Source organism: Neisseria sp. LACPHL-SPEC-2024-00856 (assembly GCF_047915665.1).
In the GTDB taxonomy this organism is placed as follows: Bacteria; Pseudomonadota; Gammaproteobacteria; order Burkholderiales; family Neisseriaceae; genus Neisseria; species Neisseria polysaccharea.
Window position 1 is genome coordinate 136,370 of sequence record NZ_JBLRPR010000003.1, and the last position, 17,422, is coordinate 153,791.

Annotated in this window: 20 protein-coding genes and 1 tRNA gene; 7 read left to right on the forward strand and 14 right to left on the reverse strand. The window is 52.5% G+C overall.

Translation table 11 applies throughout. The features are described from left to right. Nucleotides 1-46: 46 nt before the first annotated feature. The 14 genes from ACNAU7_RS04430 to ACNAU7_RS04495 all read right to left on the reverse strand — a co-directional run bounded on the left by ACNAU7_RS04430 (nucleotide 47) and on the right by ACNAU7_RS04495 (nucleotide 10,564). The gene (locus ACNAU7_RS04430; RefSeq protein WP_416300995.1) at nucleotides 47-1,804 is read right to left on the reverse strand and encodes a DUF927 domain-containing protein; all 1,758 of its coding nucleotides are present in this window, start codon (nucleotides 1,802-1,804) and stop codon (nucleotides 47-49) included. Nucleotides 1,805-1,922: 118 nt separating this feature from the next. Then, nucleotides 1,923-2,975: a primase-helicase zinc-binding domain-containing protein gene (locus ACNAU7_RS04435; protein ID WP_416300997.1), complete on the reverse strand. Its 1,053-nt coding sequence runs from the start codon at nucleotides 2,973-2,975 to the stop codon at nucleotides 1,923-1,925. After that, nucleotides 2,972-3,154, reverse strand: a complete 183-nt coding sequence (locus ACNAU7_RS04440) for a polyribonucleotide nucleotidyltransferase (protein ID WP_416300999.1) — start codon at nucleotides 3,152-3,154, stop codon at nucleotides 2,972-2,974. The genes ACNAU7_RS04435 and ACNAU7_RS04440 overlap by 4 nt, the downstream gene beginning before the upstream one ends. Further along, nucleotides 3,151-3,369 (reverse strand): hypothetical protein, encoded by a 219-nt coding sequence (locus ACNAU7_RS04445; RefSeq protein WP_416301001.1) that lies wholly within the window; start codon nucleotides 3,367-3,369, stop codon nucleotides 3,151-3,153. The genes ACNAU7_RS04440 and ACNAU7_RS04445 overlap by 4 nt, the downstream gene beginning before the upstream one ends. 154 nt (nucleotides 3,370-3,523) lie before the next feature. Then, a complete protein-coding gene (locus tag ACNAU7_RS04450) occupies nucleotides 3,524-3,790 on the reverse strand; it encodes a hypothetical protein (protein WP_416301003.1) in 267 nt (88 codons plus the stop codon). 347 nt (nucleotides 3,791-4,137) lie between these two features. Beyond that, nucleotides 4,138-4,698, reverse strand: a complete 561-nt coding sequence (locus tag ACNAU7_RS04455; protein ID WP_416301005.1) for a terminase small subunit — start codon at nucleotides 4,696-4,698, stop codon at nucleotides 4,138-4,140. Beyond that, the gene (locus ACNAU7_RS04460; RefSeq protein ID WP_416301007.1) at nucleotides 4,695-4,949 is read right to left on the reverse strand and encodes a helix-turn-helix domain-containing protein; all 255 of its coding nucleotides are present in this window, start codon (nucleotides 4,947-4,949) and stop codon (nucleotides 4,695-4,697) included. Before ACNAU7_RS04460 ends, ACNAU7_RS04455 begins: the two co-directional genes overlap by 4 nt. Nucleotides 4,950-5,011: 62 nt before the next feature. After that, nucleotides 5,012-5,227: a helix-turn-helix transcriptional regulator gene (locus tag ACNAU7_RS04465; protein ID WP_416301009.1), complete on the reverse strand. Its 216-nt coding sequence runs from the start codon at nucleotides 5,225-5,227 to the stop codon at nucleotides 5,012-5,014. 104 nt (nucleotides 5,228-5,331) lie between these two features. Further along, the gene (locus ACNAU7_RS04470; RefSeq protein WP_416301011.1) at nucleotides 5,332-6,198 is read right to left on the reverse strand and encodes a hypothetical protein; all 867 of its coding nucleotides are present in this window, start codon (nucleotides 6,196-6,198) and stop codon (nucleotides 5,332-5,334) included. Between the two features lie 13 nt (nucleotides 6,199-6,211). Then, entirely contained in the window at nucleotides 6,212-7,309 is a 1,098-nt protein-coding gene (locus tag ACNAU7_RS04475) for an ATP-binding protein (protein WP_416301013.1), read from the reverse strand. A gap of 550 nt (nucleotides 7,310-7,859) precedes the next feature. After that, the gene (locus ACNAU7_RS04480; RefSeq protein WP_002234120.1) at nucleotides 7,860-8,276 is read right to left on the reverse strand and encodes a type II toxin-antitoxin system VapC family toxin; all 417 of its coding nucleotides are present in this window, start codon (nucleotides 8,274-8,276) and stop codon (nucleotides 7,860-7,862) included. 2 nt (nucleotides 8,277-8,278) lie between these two features. After that, nucleotides 8,279-8,554: a type II toxin-antitoxin system prevent-host-death family antitoxin gene (locus tag ACNAU7_RS04485; protein ID WP_002234121.1), complete on the reverse strand. Its 276-nt coding sequence runs from the start codon at nucleotides 8,552-8,554 to the stop codon at nucleotides 8,279-8,281. 563 nt (nucleotides 8,555-9,117) lie between these two features. Continuing rightward, complete coding sequence (locus ACNAU7_RS04490) at nucleotides 9,118-10,263, reverse strand: tyrosine-type recombinase/integrase (RefSeq protein ID WP_416301081.1); 1,146 nt, start codon at nucleotides 10,261-10,263, stop codon at nucleotides 9,118-9,120. 216 nt (nucleotides 10,264-10,479) lie between these two features. Beyond that, a tRNA-Leu gene (locus ACNAU7_RS04495) sits at nucleotides 10,480-10,564 on the reverse strand. Nucleotides 10,565-10,840: 276 nt separating this feature from the next. Between ACNAU7_RS04495 and ACNAU7_RS04500 the strand changes: the two genes are divergently transcribed. The 7 genes from ACNAU7_RS04500 to ACNAU7_RS04530 all read left to right on the forward strand — a co-directional run bounded on the left by ACNAU7_RS04500 (nucleotide 10,841) and on the right by ACNAU7_RS04530 (nucleotide 17,394). After that, entirely contained in the window at nucleotides 10,841-11,494 is a 654-nt protein-coding gene (locus tag ACNAU7_RS04500; protein ID WP_107863740.1) for an SCO family protein, read from the forward strand. A gap of 78 nt (nucleotides 11,495-11,572) precedes the next feature. Next, nucleotides 11,573-12,229: an ATP phosphoribosyltransferase gene (gene hisG, locus ACNAU7_RS04505; RefSeq protein ID WP_416301083.1), complete on the forward strand. Its 657-nt coding sequence runs from the start codon at nucleotides 11,573-11,575 to the stop codon at nucleotides 12,227-12,229. A gap of 49 nt (nucleotides 12,230-12,278) precedes the next feature. Next, on the forward strand, nucleotides 12,279-13,031 hold the full coding sequence (locus ACNAU7_RS04510) for an endonuclease (RefSeq protein ID WP_304674825.1): 753 nt from the start codon (nucleotides 12,279-12,281) through the stop codon (nucleotides 13,029-13,031). Nucleotides 13,032-13,087: 56 nt separating this feature from the next. Next, entirely contained in the window at nucleotides 13,088-14,377 is a 1,290-nt protein-coding gene (hisD, locus tag ACNAU7_RS04515) for a histidinol dehydrogenase (RefSeq protein WP_416301016.1), read from the forward strand. Nucleotides 14,378-14,422: 45 nt separating this feature from the next. Continuing rightward, entirely contained in the window at nucleotides 14,423-15,520 is a 1,098-nt protein-coding gene (gene hisC / locus ACNAU7_RS04520) for a histidinol-phosphate transaminase (protein WP_416301018.1), read from the forward strand. Next, nucleotides 15,517-16,434: an imidazoleglycerol-phosphate dehydratase HisB gene (hisB, locus tag ACNAU7_RS04525; RefSeq protein WP_416301020.1), complete on the forward strand. Its 918-nt coding sequence runs from the start codon at nucleotides 15,517-15,519 to the stop codon at nucleotides 16,432-16,434. The genes hisC and hisB overlap by 4 nt, the downstream gene beginning before the upstream one ends. A gap of 90 nt (nucleotides 16,435-16,524) precedes the next feature. Beyond that, nucleotides 16,525-17,394, forward strand: a complete 870-nt coding sequence (locus ACNAU7_RS04530; protein ID WP_416301022.1) for an NAD(P)-dependent oxidoreductase — start codon at nucleotides 16,525-16,527, stop codon at nucleotides 17,392-17,394. The last annotated feature ends 28 nt before the right edge of the window (nucleotides 17,395-17,422 follow it).

Genomic DNA, 17,422 nt, shown 5'->3' on the forward strand with positions numbered 1-17,422 from the left:
ACGTTACAATGTCAAGATAAAAACCGCCTTTCGGCGGCCCTCTGTATCAATCAAGTTCTAGCGGCTCAATGATTAAATAATGGCGTATCGGTTTCTTGTTTACTTTGATTTGGTGCTGATAGCCGTTTTTGGACGGCTTCAAGCGTCCTTTTTCGGATAGGATTCTGCACACGGCTTGAGTCGGAAACGATTGGGCGATTTCTTCCTTAAACACTATCGGCAAGATGTAAAACTCGTCTATGCCGCCGTTTTGCCTTTTGTATCCTGCGTGTCCTTTGCCTTTGCCGCCTGTCGGAATAATGGCGGTGTCTTTGATGCTCCATTCGGTAAAGCGTACGGAATCGGCGTATTGTCCGATAAAGTCGTCCAACCGGCCGCATATCGCTTCTGCTTCGCGGTCTCCTGTGCCGTTTTCTTCCAGCCATTCGTGAAAGCACTGCATAACCGCCGCCCCGCCTGTCTTTAATCCTGTGATGGGCGCGGCATATTCTAAAACGGCGGCTAACAGGGTAAAACGGCGGGCTATCCTCCGTGCCTGCCCTTCCATAGGCGGCAAGGCTTCAAGGTATCGGGCGCGTGTTGCTTCTATGGTTTCGGCGGCGGCTTCTTTGCCGTCTGAAAGGATTTGGCGGATGAGGGCGCGCCCTGCCGTGCCGTATTTCTTGGCGGCCGCCCTGTTGATATGCTCCGACAGTTTCGCGCCGTCTGTGAAGCCGTGCAGCGTGTCGTATATGCCGTGTTTGGCTTCTGCCTGTATATCGGGCAATCGGGCGCGGTTGCCTGCCTTCCATTGGGCGCGGTCTCCGATCAGGCTCTCGGGGTTGGTTTCGCCGGTTGAGAGTATCAGATTGCGCCATGTCTTTTGTTTGCGGTTGCCGCCGTCTTTCGCGCCCTGTGTTTTCGATATGCCGTTAATCACGCTGTAAACCATTTGGGGGATTCTTCGCGGGTCTGCGGTCTGTCCGATTTCGTCCAGTGCTAAAAAGCCGTCGTTACGCGCTAATGCGGCATTTTGCAAACCTAATGCGGTAGTGTCCCAGTTGCTTTTTGTGGCTTCATAGCTGCCCCATACGCTTAATGCAAGGTTGGCGGCTGTGGTTTTTCCTTTGGACGAACTACCCGCCAAGTGCACGCCGCCGCCCTCTTCGTGCAGCAGTGCCAAGAACGGCGCGGCAAGGCTCAAACCCAATGCAAGGCATAGGCGGCTGTTGCCCTCTGCGTATCGGGCGGCTTCCTGCCGCCATTCTTCAAGGCTGCCCGATTCCGTATAACCGTCTTTTTGGCTGGTGTCTCCGTTGTATAGGATGTTTGCGCCCTCTGCGTTGATGGTTTCGCCATTGGGCAGGATATAGGCGTTGCCGTGCCAGCCTGCGCGGTCGGTAATGGTGTAAATATCGCCGCCGCCCTGTGTCTGCAAATAGTCGGAAAGCCGCTCACGCTTAACCTTGCCTGATAGGATGTCCATACCGTACTGCCCCAATCTTGCCCAGCACTGCCCTGTTACGATTTCGCCTTTGGGGATGGCGGCGGTTTTGGTTCGCCGTGTGTTAGCGTCCTGCCAGCGTATCACGCGGTAATATGCGCCGTCGTTGTCCGTGCCCCTGCCTATGATGTCAATGGGGGATGACAGTTTTACCGGCGTGGCTTCCTGCATGTTGCCCTCCCTGTCGGTCTTAACGCCGATATACCACACGCCCGCGCCGTCCACGTCGTAACGCGGTTGTGCAAACGGCGCGGCAAATTCCGACATATCGCCCAACGGGGCGGTTTCTTCTGTGAAATTCGGCTTTACTTCTTTACACATAGTGTTAAAATCTCCTGTATGGGTTTGGTTGCCTTTCGCGGTTTTCCGCGTTTGGTTTCCGCTTGATAAATAATCCATTGCCGCCTACAAATGCCGCCTGTTTTTCAGACGGCATTTTTTACGCCTTGCCGCTGCGTTTGCGGTCGTTCAATTCGTCCAGCGCGTCATAGCCTGCCGTGCCGCTTATCCAGTATCGGACGGCTATCCCGCCGCTTTGGGCGCGTTTTGCCAGGCTTAATGCCGCCGTTTCCCCTACTGGGCGCGGTGCGTCGTGGTCTGCGATAACGGCAAGCTCTTTAATGCCGTCTGAAAGCTCCAGCCGCTTCATGCCGTTTGCGCTTAGGGCGGCGCATAGGCCCCAATCATAGGCGTTGAACAGCTCACGCGCGGCTAAGGCGGTCTCTATGCCCTCCGCTACCATCAGCCGCCCGTTTTCAGGGACGGGAAACAGGTAAACCGCCCCGCCCGTCATCGCGCCCTGTTTGCGGCTTCGCATTTTCTTGGCGGGCAAATCTTCGCCCGTTTGGGGGTGTGTGATACGCGCTTTGGCAAAGCCGCCGCCCCGTTGTGCTTCCAGATAGGTAATGTGCAAACCGCAAACAGTGCTGCCGCGTGTGGAAGCCGCTATTGCCGCGTGGAAACGCCCGATGAACAGCGGTTTGCCGTCCTCTCCCTGCGTCCAATATTCCATTGCCGCATGATGGCGGATGTTTTCAGGAAGGTATGCCGCGTTTAAGCCGCGTGATGTCCAATACTGGACAACGGGGCAATCGGGCGTTAATGGCTCTGCCCCGTCCCACAATGCGGCAAGTTTGCCGATATGGTCTTTTTCGGGGCGTGGTTGAGGCTGTGGGCGCGTTGTCGGTATCGGCAAGGGGTTTGCATTGTCCATGCCTAAAATGCCCGAAACCTGCTTTAATGCCGTCTGAAAATCGCAGCCTAGAAAGTGCATAACCAAGCCGAAACCGTCGCCCGCGCCGTTCTCCCAATGGGTGCAAATGAATGTGCCTTTGCCGTCCTTGTCGTCGTATCTGAAGCGGTCTTCGCCTCCACACGCGGGGCAAGGCTGGTGTTTGTTGCGTAAAAACTTAGGGCCTATGCCGATGGCGGCGTGTATCTCCTGCCAGCGGTAACGCGCGGCGGCTTTGATGTCTTGGTAAGTCGGTTTCATTTTTCCGCCTCCCCGTATCTGTCCATTGCTTCGCGCGTAATGGCGGCAACGGCGTTAATTGCGGCTTTTCGGCTTACGCCGTCGTTTACCAACAGCAGCGCGGTTAATGTATCTGCCGCCGCGTTTGCCTTTTCCCTGCTGTTTAACTGGTTTGCCAGCTTCTCCGTGATGGTTTTCATTTTTCCTCCTCCGATACAGGCTCTAACACAACACCAGCCATCGGGTCGGTCTCCCATATCGCGGGCGTTTGCGGCTGCGTCTCAACGGCGGGCGGAATATCCGCCGTGTGGTTTTCGGGGGCGTGGTGCGTCATGCCTGCAAAGGCGAAACCGAAAATCAGGAAAACCGCCACCCCTGCGTATGGCGTTTTGCGCGGTCTGTTGTCTTGTCTCATGGCTTTTCTCCTGTGCCGATGTTTGGAATAAGCCTAAACCTGAAACATCAAACATAGATAAATCAATGTGTTATCTAAAACATAGGTTTGAGTTTGCCCCTGCTGCCTAAAAATAGACGGCATGGCGGTTTAGGTTTTGATGGGTTTTAAAGGGTCAGACAGCGGGGACTACTTGATAGCTTGCCCATGCTTTGAAGTCGTCGCCCACAATGGCGGCGATAAAGGACAGACAGGCGGAAACGGCGGCGGCGCGTGAGGGGTAAATCCCCAGACGGCGGGCGGTGCATGAATATGCGTCAGCGTCGTAATGGTAGGCGGTAGGCTCGTGAACGATGGCGCAATAGCTTTGCGCTTGTGTGTGAACGGCTTGAATGTTTTGAGTTTGGTTTGATGGTGCTGCTTGAGAAAAATTGCTTTGCATTTGGAATGCTCCTATACGTTTGAGATTTGAGAAATGCCCGAAAAGGGGGCGGTGCTCTCTCCTGCGTATAGTCAGGCGTGGGCGTTGCCGCTACCACACACCGCCATAACTTGGATATGCCGTCTGAAGCCTCGAACGGCTGCAAACAACATAGGGGGAAATGGCGATAAAAAATCAGCGTTTACCCTGCTGATTTTGGGCTATACGATTTTAGAGAGAAACCGCAATCTAATTTCTCAATCCCGATTTGTAAATACTTTTCAGACGGCATTTCTACAAGCCGCTGATTCCATTGCCTATTAAATCGCGTTATACCGCGTTGCCGTGCCGTGTCGGACGGTTTGGGTTTAGATTTTGTCCAGTGCCGTAATAAGGCAAACGGCAAGATGGATTTTGTCAGGGTCTTTGCCCGTAACGGCGGCAATGTCTGCAAGTGTTACCGCGTCCCATTTGCCGCCGTCCGTTTTAAGGGCTAAATCTAAAATTGCCTGCTTCTCTTCCTCTGTGAGTGAATCGTCAACAGCTTCAATACGGCTTGGCGGCTTTTCCTGTATTTCCGCCTCTGCCTTGATTTCCGCCCTGTCCACCAGCAAGCCCAGCATTTTTGCCTTGCCCATCGTTGCCGATACCGCCGCGCTGCTTTGCGGTGTGGGGGCTGCCAGTGCCGCCGCCCGTGCCTGCTCCAGTTCGTGCAACAGGTCGTCCACCGTTACCCTGTGCCGTTGCCGCGCCTCTGCCTTGAGGTCGTCCACCATCGCGGAAATATCAGGGGATTGAAGCAGCTTATAAGCCTCGTTCGTTACCGTTTCGGGCTTCATGTTTCCGGCGTTGTAGGCTTGGCGGTATGCTTCGCTTGCATTGCCCGTTTCCACATACAGGCGGGCGAAATGCTCTTGTTTCGGGGTCATGCGTCATGCCTTTCAGACACCAGCGAAAACCGCCCGCGCTTCACGGTTTCGCCAAATTGGTTTTGGATTTCTTCCATCACGGTAACGATGTTATGCCCCTGTTGGCGAAGCTCCATAATGCGCGTGTTGTAGCCAAGTATCCCCATTTGGGTAAGCTCCCATGAGGTAACGCTGCCCTGCCTCAATCGGGCTAAAATGCGCTGTCTTTGGTTTGGTGTTTTGGGCTTGTCGTTGGTACAATCATGCTTCATCGTTGGTTTCCCCTTTCCGCCGCCTGAATGTCCGTTTTGGCGGCTTTGTTTTGCCCGATAAATTAACCCGCCTGCTCTTCACGTTTGGCTGCCAGTTTGCCGATATAGTCGTCAATCTCACTGGAAAGCCAGCCCACGACGTTTGCGGATACTTTGAACGGGCGCGGAAAATCGGGGCGGTGATGGCGGCTTTTGGGGTCGCACCAACCGCGTATGCTCGAACGGCTCACGCCTAAATGCTCGGCTACCTGATTAATGCGCAATACTGACTGATTCATGTTGTTCGTCTCCTGTCGGTTTGCGTTGATATGGCGGTATTTTTCCAAAAATCCTAAATAAAAATAATACCCTATGCGTGCATAGGGTATGTTTTTTACGGCAATTAAAACGGCAAATCTAAATCATCATTCTGCTTGTCGGGTAAGCCTTGCAGCCAGTTATTTCTAACCGTCTTGTATTTCAAGCGCATTGTTCTACATATGTAGTGTGCAAATTCGGTCTTGTTCCTTGGATTTTCTTTTTTTAATTCCTCGTCCCAAAGTTCCATAACTTTTCTTTTAACCGCCTTTGTTGGCGCGTGTCTTGCTTCGGCGGCTTTCCTTCCCGCTTCTGATTTTATTTCCTGCTCTGTTTTAGCGGGCTGCTCAAGCTCTTTACATAGCATTTCGGCAATACAGACAAGCCCCATAGATTCAGACGCATGAATAACGGACAACTCATAATGGCTTGCTTCCACTAGCCCTGCCTCACTATTGTAGATTTCCCCAATCAGCATTAAGGCAAACAAGGCAAAGAAACACGGTTTAATTTCTGCCGACGGTCTGTCGGTGTCAAAAACGCCTTCAGTATCAAAACGCCATGAATGAAAAAACTTCTTTAAAATTTCCTGCCTGACATATTCATCGGGGACAATTTCCCAATAATCCGACTTTTGGCGGAAAAGTTCCAATGCGTCTGTGAAAGCTGCGGAAAGGTTTTCCGCCGCTTTGTTCAACGCGTCGAAACCTTGGCACAAACCATAATGCCGCAAAATATCTAACGCCCGCCTCCGTGTATCCATGGTTGCAAAACCTAAAGCATCATCTTTCGGCTTATACGGGTTATAACGGTAAAAGCAAAAGGCAAGGTTATTTTTTATGCAATAGGTTTGCGCCTCTGCAATTCTATCTAACCAATCAAGATAAGGGTCTCCCTTAGATTCTAAATCGTTGCTGTCGTCATATTCGTCCCACGGTAACGGCTCGTCCATTTATTCCGCCTCCCTACCGCTCCACATTCTCTAAAATCCAAGTCTTTAAAATCGGGCTGTTTATCTGCAAACGGTTTGCACCGTCTCTGGTTATCAGGTCTTTACGCTCTAATTTGCGGATATTGTTTTGCACCGTGCTTGTGCCTATATCGTCCACACCGATTACACGGGCTAGGGCTTGGCGCGTTTGCGCGGAATATATCGCGGTCTGCCCGTTTGCCAACTCCGATAAAATCAACTGTTCTATCAGGCTCAAATGCCGCCATTGCGCGGCTGTGTCTGCGTGTTTGTGCATTTCCTCCAGCCTTATGCTTTCAGCCTGCCCTATGCTTAAATCGGGGTTAATTATCATGTCCTGCAGCATGGCGCGCATATAAAGGGGCGTTTTGTTCAACCGTTCAAATGCGCGGTACAGTTCGCCGCCGTCTAACCCCCTGCCCGTCCTCTCCTGATACACACCAGCAAGAAAATCGGTAAATTCCCGTCCAAGCGTTGGAAAGTCTAAGGCGTGGGCGAAATGGAAAAACGGGGCTTTGATGTCATTGAACATGGCGCGTAAACCGTTTGTGCTGCTGCCCGTGAATATGGTTTTTACCTGCTGCTGGTGTATGTCCAAGCCTGTACGCAAGCTGCGTATCAAGCCGCCCGTATCAGGTTGCCGTGCCAGTTCCTGTATTTCGTCCAACAGCAACAGGCTGGGACGGTTGCCCCCTGCAATATCGGCGATAATGTCGGACAGCCGCAATGCCGTCGGTTGCCGCTCCGTCTGTCTCTCTATGCTGCTGCCCATGATTTCTATTTTGCTGATTTGCCCAATCAGATTTTGCACCTTTCCGCCCGTCTTGATACTTTCGGCAAAGCGCAATAATGCCGCCTGAAAGTCAACAGTGGGCGCGGTGCTGTCCATAAATGAGAAATAAAAGACATTGAAGCCCGCCGCCTCTGCCGTGGGCTTGATGTCTTTCAAAAGAAACTGTGTTTTGCCCATTCTTCGCGGCGCAAACAGCGTAAAGGCGTGTGTTATGCCTCCATACAGGCTTTTGGCGATGATTTCCGCCAACCCTGAACGGGGGAAATATAAGGGGTCATACATCATTGCATTCTTTCGCATTGTTACTCATTAGCCCGTATTATACACCGTAAAGCTAATTATTAATGCGGTCAATAATTTTGTATAACGCGCGTTTTGCCCTCCCTTTTTATAGACTTGCAAAAACTGCCGTATGGCTTTCACGCGCGCGCGTATTGGTCTCGAAATTACCCGCCCCGCTTGTCTTTATCGATCATGGCGGAAACAGGGGGTGATTGCGCTGTAAGCGCGTTTTGCTTTTGGGTAGGGTTAGGGTATAGGGTAGGGTGTGAATAGCTCTAATTTTTGAGATTTAGTGGCTTCCTGTCGATTTTATGCTTTCTTGGTTGGTCTGCTTGATGTTTGGACGTAAAAAAAGCCCGCCTGTGTCGGTCATGGAAAAAATAGGGCATGATTGCGCCGTAAGTACGTTTTAGCTGGTGTAGGTGTGAAAAATCCCCGTGCCTATCGGTTATATGGGGATGTTTTCGGCGGCTTTCGCGCCTGTTTGCGCCGCGCCTTTCATATTGGTTATGCCGTCTACACGGCTTGGTCTGCCGTCCTTGTTATCCATTCGTTGAGGCTGATATTTTTAGACGGTCTCAAACGGGTTTATCAATTTCACGCCGCTATGATCAAAGTCTTTGATATTTCGCGTTGCCAAAGTTAAACCGTGCTGCTTGGCTGTTGCCGCTATCCAGGCGTCATTTTCGGGGCTTTTGTCGGGTATGTGCAAACGGGCGCATATTTCGGCGGTGGTTTCGTCTATGGGCAATATGCGGTCTTTGAATGTGGGCTTTACAACTTCTTCCAGCCAGCGGCGCAATATTCCGCCCTGCTGTCCGTCTTTGCGCTCCATACCCAAAACGCCCCGTTCAAGTTCCATCATGACAATTGCGCTGGTGTACATTTCAGCCGGGTCAATGGTGTTTAGCCATGCTCTAACGTTGCCGTCTGCCCGATTTGCCCGGCGTGTTTCGCTGATAACGTTGGTATCCAACAGATACATTTTCAATCCTCCCCAAAATCAACGGGCGGTCTTTGCGCGGTGCTTCGCGGCGGTATTTCAAAATCGATGCTTTCCAGTTTGGCGGCAAGCTCGGCGTTTGCCGTCAGTGCCTCCAGTGCGCTTTGCGGCTTGCCTGTCAGTTTGCGGTATTCCGCATAGCTGATTAATACATGGCTCGGCTTGCCGCGTGTGGTAATAAATACGGGGGACTTTGCGGCTTTCTTTTGTGTTTGGCTGGGGTATTGGTTAAATTCCCTGCTGCTGACAGTGTTTAACATTGCGCCCTCCTTGTGTCTTGTTTGTAGTTATGTAGCCCCTTTTTTACGCGATTGTGCCTGTCGTGTCAATGTGCATTGCCCTTGTGCCTGTGTTGCCGTCTGAAACACCAGCGGCCAACCTGATTATTTTTTAATCAATCGCTTCCAATGGCTCAAATTTGCGTTTTTAGCGTATTTTGCCGTCTGCCTATGTCTTGGATATATCCAAGCGGTTTAACCGCCATTCCTGCTCAAATTTGGCGCATTTCCGTGCATTTTGGCTTTTCATTCCGCTACGCCCCCACTGCCAAGACAGGAAAAAAGCCGAAAATGCGGGGCAGTTGTTACCACTTGTTACGATTTGCTACCGCACTTGTTACCGATTTTTTGTATTTTTATTATTTTATTTCATATACTTATTCATCTAACTTTTTCTCGGTAACAACGTAACAACTAAGGGTATGGTATTCCTATATAGGGATTTTCAGAAAGCCAAAAAAAACCGTCCTGTATCTTGGACGGTCTCCCCTCATTCCCTACAGCTTGGCGGTATCTCCTGCAAGCTCTTTTTCCGCTTGGCGGTATCACTCCCGCAAAAAATCACTATACCATTGCATAAGCTCTTTACGCTGTGGGATATATTCCGTTCTGTGGTATGCCGCCCTGACTTTGTTTTGTTCCACATGGGCAAGCTGTCGCTCTATCACATCGCTGTCAAAGCCGTTCTCATTCAAAACATCTGTGGCTAGGCTTCTAAAGCCGTGCGGTGTTGCTATGCCCTTGTAGCCCATTCTGCCCATTAAGTAAGACAGGATGTTTTCACTCATGTGCTTGTCAGGGTCTTTTACCGATGGGAATAAATAGCGGCTATGCCCTGTTATTTCCTTTAGTTCTGCTAAAAGCTCAAGCGTCCAATCAGCAAGGGGGACGATATGCGGGGCTTTCATCTTCATCTTGGCGGCAGGTATGCTCCATTCTGCCCCGTTTAAATCAAATTCCACCCATTCCGCCGCCCTAAGCTCTCCATTCCTGACAAAAGTCAGCATGATTAACTGCATGGCTATTTTTGTTTGCCGTTCGGCTTGTTCCAACATCAAACGGCGGTAAAACTCGGTCAGCTCGGATTGCGGTAATGCGGGCTGGTGTTTCTGCTTTGGTGCTTTAATTAAACCTACCAAAGGGACGGCGGGATTATTCTCTGCCCGCTCCGTCCGTATGGCATAAGTGAAAACAGCCTTGATACGCTGCAATATCCGCCCTGCCGTTTCAAGTGCTCCTCTTGCCGCTACCGCTTCAATCACTTCTTTTACTTGGCTGACTTTGATTTCACTGACAGGCAAACCGCCAAGCATGGGGAAACCGTCCTTTTCTAAACTATCCCATACACGGGCGGCATGATTGCCCGTCAATCCTGTTTCACGGTGTTTGTGCCATTCGGCGGCAATGCTCCGAAATGTGTTACTGACAGCGGCTTGCCGTTCACGCTTTTCCTGCTGCTTGGCTTCGCCGGGGTCTTGCCCCACTGCAAGCAAGCGGCGGGCATTTTCAGCGGTTTGGCGGGCTTCCACCAGTGATACGGTCGGATATTTGCCGATTGAAAGCGTTTTACGTTTGCCGTTATGCGAAAAGTCAAACCGCCATAACTTCCCGCCGCCCGTATTGACATACAGATACAAACCTTTGCCGTCATTCAGCTTATACGGTTTTCCGGCGGGCTTGGCGTTTTTGATTTATCGGTCGTTCAGCTTCATTTCTACGGTATTTTTTTGAGGTATTTTTCAGATACCGTAAAAAATACCGTAAATTTTAGGTTAACTCAATTAGAACGATTAGACGGGATTAGATGATACGCAGGCACTGAACCAGCGGAAAGCCTTGTCTTTCCTGGCTTTGGTTTACGGCGTTGGACTGCAATAGACAAAAAATAACCGCTCTAAAAGCGGTTGTGGTGCCCAGGGTCGGACTCGAACCGACACACCTTGCGGCGGGGGATTTTGAGTCCCCTGCGTCTACCAATTTCGCCACCTGGGCTGGTGAAGAAGCCGTCATTATAATGGCTTTTGAGATTCTGTAAACCTTTTTTTGAAATTATTTTATCTGTTTTTATTTTGTTTTTGATTTTAAATAGAATTTTTATTATTTTAATCTTACTGTTCTTTCCGCTCAAAAGCATTCTGTATGATTCGGCAATTCCTGCCGTACAGACAACGTAAAAAATACTACATTAAATCTGCCAAACGCGTTAAGATGGAAATATTCAAATTCCGTACGAATCAGGTTTTTCTATATTATTCTTGGGAGATTGTCATGTTTTCTGTACCGCGTTCCTTTTTGCTGGGCGTTTTCGCACTTGCCGCGCTTGCCGCCTGCAAACCTCAAGACAACAGTGCGGCGCAAGCCGCTTCTTCAAGTGCATCCGCGCCGGCTGCGGAAAATGCGGCAAAGCCGCAAACGCGTGGGACGGATATGCGTAAGGAAGACATCGGCGGCGATTTCACGCTGACCGACGGCGAAGGCAAGCCTTTCAGCCTGAGCGATTTGAAAGGCAAGGTCGTGATTCTGTCTTTCGGCTATACGCACTGTCCCGATGTCTGCCCGACAGAGCTTTTGACGTACAGCGACACGTTGAAGCAGTTGGGCGGGCAGGCTAAGGACGTGAAGGTTGTGTTTGTGAGTATCGACCCGGAACGCGACACGCCTGAAATCATCGGCAAGTATGCTAAACAGTTCAATCCGGACTTCATCGGTCTGACGGCAACGGGCGGTCAAAGCCTGCCGGTCATCAAGCAGCAATACCGCGTGGTTTCTGCCAAAGTCAATCAAAAAGAAGACGGCGAAAACTATTTGGTCGACCACTCTTCCGGTGCGTATCTCATCGACAAAAACGGTGAGGTTGCCATTTTCTCGCCTTACGGAAGCGAGCCGGAAACGATTGCCGCCGATGTAAGGACCCTGCTCTGATAAAACCGTATGCCGTCTGAACCGCCGATGCCTGTTCAGACGGCATTATTGTTTCAACCGACAAAGGACATCCACACCATGCAGGATAATGCTTTGACCATCGCCTTATCCAAGGGGCGCATTTTTGAGGAGACGCTGCCGCTGCTTGCCGCTGCCGGCATTGTTCCGACTGAAGAGTCCGAAAAATCGCGCAAGCTGATTATCGGGACGAACCATGAAAATATCCGCCTTATCATTGTCCGCGCAACCGATGTGCCGACTTATGTCCGCTACGGTGCGGCGGACTTCGGCATTGCGGGCAAAGACGTGCTGATCGAACACGGCGGCACCGGGCTTTACCGGCCTTTGGATTTGGAGATTGCCAAGTGCCGCATGATGGTTGCTGTGCGTAAAGGGTTTGATTACGAAGCAGCTTCGCAACCCGGATGCCGTCTGAAGATTGCCACAAAGTATCCTAAAATCGCGGCATCTCATTTTGCCGGCAAGGGTGTCCATGTGGACATTATCAAACTGTACGGCTCGATGGAACTTGCGCCGCTGGTCGGCTTGAGCGATGCGATTGTGGACTTGGTTTCGACGGGCAACACCTTGAAGGCAAACGGCTTGGAGGCAGTCGAACACATCGTCGACATTTCCAGCTACCTGGTGGTCAACAAGGCTGCTTTGAAAACGAAATACGCGCTGCTGGAGCCGATTATCCGTGCTTTTGAAAGCGCGGTCGGCGCGCAGGCGTAAACGTTTCAGACGACATTTCAGTTTTCGGAACATTATTTTGGAGAACAGAATGGATACGGCAAGCAAAGGATTTTCCGAAGCCGCGCTGTCTGCATTGGGCAGCGGCGAAAACAATTTTTATGTGTACTGCCTGACCGATTTGAAAAAAGGCAAAGTGCTGTATATCGGTACGGGTTGCGGCAACCGCATTTTCGAGTTCGACCATTTCGACGCACCGACGGCAAAAGCGGTATCCAAGTGCCGTAAAAGCGGACGCTTTATCCTGAACAGCCATCTGACCGAAAACGAAGCGCGTGCGGCAGAACAGGCAGTGGTGGCGTTTGTCCGCAGCGTCGGCGGCAAAAAACTGAAAAACCACGCCGATGGTTCGGTTTGGGGCATCAGCGCGGAAGAGTGGGAACGCCGTTTCGGCTTTGAAGCCGTGCAGACGGACGCACTGAATCCCGACGGTTTGGTTTTGGCGGTCAAACTGCCCGATGCAGTCTCGCGCAACGAATCCGCCGAAACGCTCGCCGAACGCGCACGCGGTACTTGGACGGCAGCCAAAGACTTGATTAAAAAAGTGAAATATCTGGTCGGCATCGATACGGCTGCAAGCAATGCCGTCGTCTGCGCCTATGAAGTGGCAGGTTTTGAAACGGTGGAAACGGTCAAAAACGGCAAAACGCTGACGACGTACCGTTTTGCCTTCCTGCCAGAAACCGATGCGGCGGAAACTTTGGGATTGCGGCAAAAATCGCTGCCCGATTTGAAATTTGCCAACGGTTCGGACAAAACCTATATCCGCCCCAAAACCGTATAAATCAAACCGAAATGCTTTCAGACGGCATTCGGAACAAATCACAAGGAGAACAAATTATGAAAAAACTCAACACCCAATCGCCCGATTTCCAAGCCGGACTCAAAGCCCTGCTGGCTTTTGAAACCGCGCAAAACCCCGAAACCGAACGCATCGTCGCCGACATTTGCGCCGACGTGCAAAAGCGCGGCGATGCGGCTTTGATTGAATACACCAACAAATTCGATCAGACAAACGCTAAAAGCATCGATGATTTAATACTCACGCAAGCCGATTTGAACGCGGCGTTCGAGCGCATTCCGAACGACGTTCAGACGGCATTGCAGACCGCCGCCCGCCGTGTCGAAAGCTACCACCAACGCCAAAAAATGGAATCATGGAGCTACACCGATGAAGACGGCACGCTGTTGGGACAACAAATCACACCGCTTGACCGCGTCGGCATTTACGTCCCCGGCGGCAAGGCGGCGTATCCGAGTTCCGTCATCATGAACGCCATGCCCGCCCACGTCGCAGGTGTGAAAGAAATTATCATGGTCGTGCCGACACCGAAAGGCGAACGCAACGACATCGTACTTGCCGCCGCATACGTCGCCGGCGTAACCAAAGTCTTCACCGTCGGCGGCGCGCAGGCGGTTGCCGCCCTCGCCTACGGCACGGAAACCATCCCCCAAGTCGATAAAATCACCGGTCCGGGCAACGCCTTCGTCGCCGCCGCCAAACGCCGCGTGTTCGGCGTGGTCGGCATCGACATGGTGGCGGGGCCGTCTGAAATCCTGGTCATCGCCGACGGCACGACACCTGCCGATTGGGTGGCGATGGATTTGTTCAGCCAGGCCGAACACGACGAAATTGCCCAAGCCATCTTAATCGGCACGTCGCAAGCGTATCTCGACGAAGTAGAAGCCGCCATGAACCGCCTGATCGAAACTATGCCGCGCCGCGACATCATCGAAGCCTCGCTCAGCAACAGGGGCGCGATGATACTCGCCAAAGACTTGGACGAAGCCTGCGAAATCGCCAACTACATTTCCCCCGAACACTTGGAACTGTCAGTCGAAAACCCGCAGGAATGGGCGAAAAAAATCCGCCACGCCGGTGCGATTTTCATGGGACGCTACACCGGCGAAAGCCTCGGCGACTACTGCGCCGGCCCAAACCATGTGTTGCCCACCAGCCGAACCGCCCGCTTTTCCTCGCCTTTGGGGACATATGATTTCCAAAAACGCTCCAGCCTGATTCAGGTTTCGGAACAGGGCGCGCAAAAATTAGGCGAAACCGCCAGCGTGCTGGCACACGGCGAAAGCCTGACCGCCCACGCCCGCGCGGCAGAGTTCCGTATGAAATAATGCCGGAACGGCGTACAGGCATATTCCAACCATTAAGGAAACACGATGAAATCCGTCCGCTCCTTCATCCGCGACGACATCCTCGCCATGTCCGCATACAAAATCACCGATGTCCCGTCGGATTTTGCCAAACTCGATTCGATGGAAAGTCCCGTCCACCCTTTTGCCGGACATGAAACGCTGTTGCAGGAATGGCAGGCACGGCTTGCCGCCGCGCCCATCCATCTTTACCCCAATCCCTCCGGCAGCGGTTTACAGGAAGCATTGCGTTCGGCGTTCGACATTCCCGAGTCCGCCGACATCGTGCTGGGCAACGGCTCGGACGAGCTGATACAGTTCATCACCATGCTGACCGCCAAACCGGGCGCGGCAATGTTGGCAGCCGAACCCAGTTTCGTCATGTATCGCCACAACGCCGCGCTGTACGGCATGGATTATGTCGGCGTTCCACTGAACGGAGATTTCACCCTCAACCTGCCCGCCGTCCTCGAAGCCGTCAGGAAGCACCGCCCTGCCCTGACCTTTATCGCCTACCCCAACAACCCCACCGGCGTATGTTTCACGCGTGCCGAAATCGAAGCCGTCATCGAAGCTTCAGACGGCATCGTCGTCATCGACGAAGCCTACGGCGCATTCAACGGCGACAGCTTCCTGCCGCAGGCAGGCAGCATTCCCAACCTCATCGTCATGCGTACCGTCAGCAAAATCGGTTTTGCCGGACTGCGTATCGGCTATGCGGCAGGCTGTCCCGAAGTCATCGGCGAACTGCAAAAAATCCTGCCGCCCTACAATATGAACCAACTGAGCCTGACCACCGCCAAACTCGCCCTGCAACACTACGGCATCATCTCTGCCAACATCGACAGCCTGAAAAACGAACGCAAACGGATGTTCGCCGAATTGGGCAAAATATGCCGTCTGAACGCCTTTCCAAGTCAGGCAAACTTCATTACCATACGCGTACCCGATGCCGATTTGTTGTTTGACACATTCAAACAAAACCGCATCCTCGTCAAAAAACTGCACGGCTCGCACCCGCTTTTGGAACACTGCCTGCGTATTACCGTAGGCAGCCCCGCACAAAACGATGCCGTTCTCAACGTCATCCGCCAACTTTACTGCCAACCAACGGATTTCCTATGAATTTGACTAAAACACAACGCCAACTGCACAACTTCCTGACCCTCGCCCAAGAAGCAGGTTCACTGCCCAAGCTCGCCAAACTCTGCGGCTACCGTACCCCCGTCGCACTCTACAAACTCAAACAACGCCTTGAAAAGCAGGCAGAAGACCCCGACGCGCGCGGCATCCGTCCCAGCCTGATGGCAAAACTCGAAAAACACACCGGCAAACCCAAAGGCTGGCTCGACAGAGAACACAGCGAACGCACTGTTCCCGAAACCGCCGCAGAAAGCACCGGAACTGCCGAAATCCAAATTGCCGAAACCGCATCTGCTGCCGGCTGCCGCGCCGTTACCGTCAGCCGCAATACCTGCGAAACCCAAATTACCATCTCCATCAACCTCGACGGCAGCGGCAAAAGCAGGCTGGATACCGGCGTACCCTTCCTCGAACACATGATCGACCAAATTGCCCGCCACGGCATGATCGACATCGACATCAGCTGCAAAGGCGACCTGCACATCGACGACCACCACACCGTCGAAGACATCGGCATCACACTCGGACAGGCACTCCGGCAGGCACTCGGCGACAAAAAAGGCATCCGCCGTTACGGACATTCCTACGTCCCGCTCGACGAAGCCCTCAGCCGCGTCGTCATCGACCTTTCCGGCCGCCCCGGACTCGTGTACAACATCGAATTTACCCGCGCACTAATCGGACGTTTCGATGTCGATTTGTTTGAAGAATTTTTCCACGGCATCGTCAACCACAGTATGATGACCCTGCACATCGACAACCTCAGCGGCAAAAACGCCCACCATCAGGCGGAAACCGTATTCAAAGCCTTCGGGCGCGCCCTGCGTATGGCAGTCGAACACGACCCACGCATGGCTGGGCAAACCCCCTCGACCAAAGGCACTCTGACCGCATAATCCCCAAACAGGCCGTCTGAAGCGCAGGAAGCCTTCAGACGGCATCGGAACAGATAAGATTACACTACAAACAGAAAAGGAGTAAACATCATGTCCGCAAACGAATACACACAAATCGGCTGGATAGGCTTAGGGCAAATGGGTCTGCCTATGGTAACGCGGCTCTTGAACGGCGGCATCGAAGTCGGCGTATACAACCGCTCGCCCGACAAAACTGCCCCCATCTCCGCCAAAGGCGCAAAAGTTTACGGCAGCACCGCCGAACTCGTCCGCGACTATCCCGTCATTTTCCTGATGGTTTCCGACTATGCCGCCGTGTGCGACATCCTGAACGGAGTCCGCGACGGATTGGCCGGCAAAATCATCGTCAACATGAGCACCATCTCACCAACCGAAAACCTTGCCGTCAAAGAACTTGTCGAATCTGCCGGCGGACAATTTGCCGAAGCCCCAGTTTCCGGTTCGGTCGGTCCGGCCACCAATGGCACGCTGCTCATTCTGTTCGGCGGAGACGAAACTGTTTTAAACCCGTTGCAGAAAGTGTTTTCCCTTGTCGGCAAAAAAACCTTCCACTTCGGAGAAGTGGGCAAAGGTTCGGGCGCGAAACTCGTCTTGAACTCGCTCTTAGGCATTTTCGGCGAAGCGTACAGCGAAGCGATGCTGATGGCGCGGCAGTTCGGCATCGATACCGACACCATCGTCGAAGCCATCGGCGGCTCGGCAATGGACTCGCCCATGTTCCAAACCAAAAAATCCCTGTGGGCAAACCGCGAATTCCCGCCCGCCTTCGCCCTCAAACACGCCTCCAAAGACCTTAACCTCGCCGTCAAAGAGCTTGAACAGGCAGGCAACTCCCTGCCCGCCGTCGAAACCGTTGCTGCCAGCTACCGCAAAGCAGTCGAAGCCGGCTACGGCGAACAGGACGTTTCCGGCGTTTACCTGAAATTGGCAGAACACTGATTGCCTTTTCCAAACACAATGCCGTCTG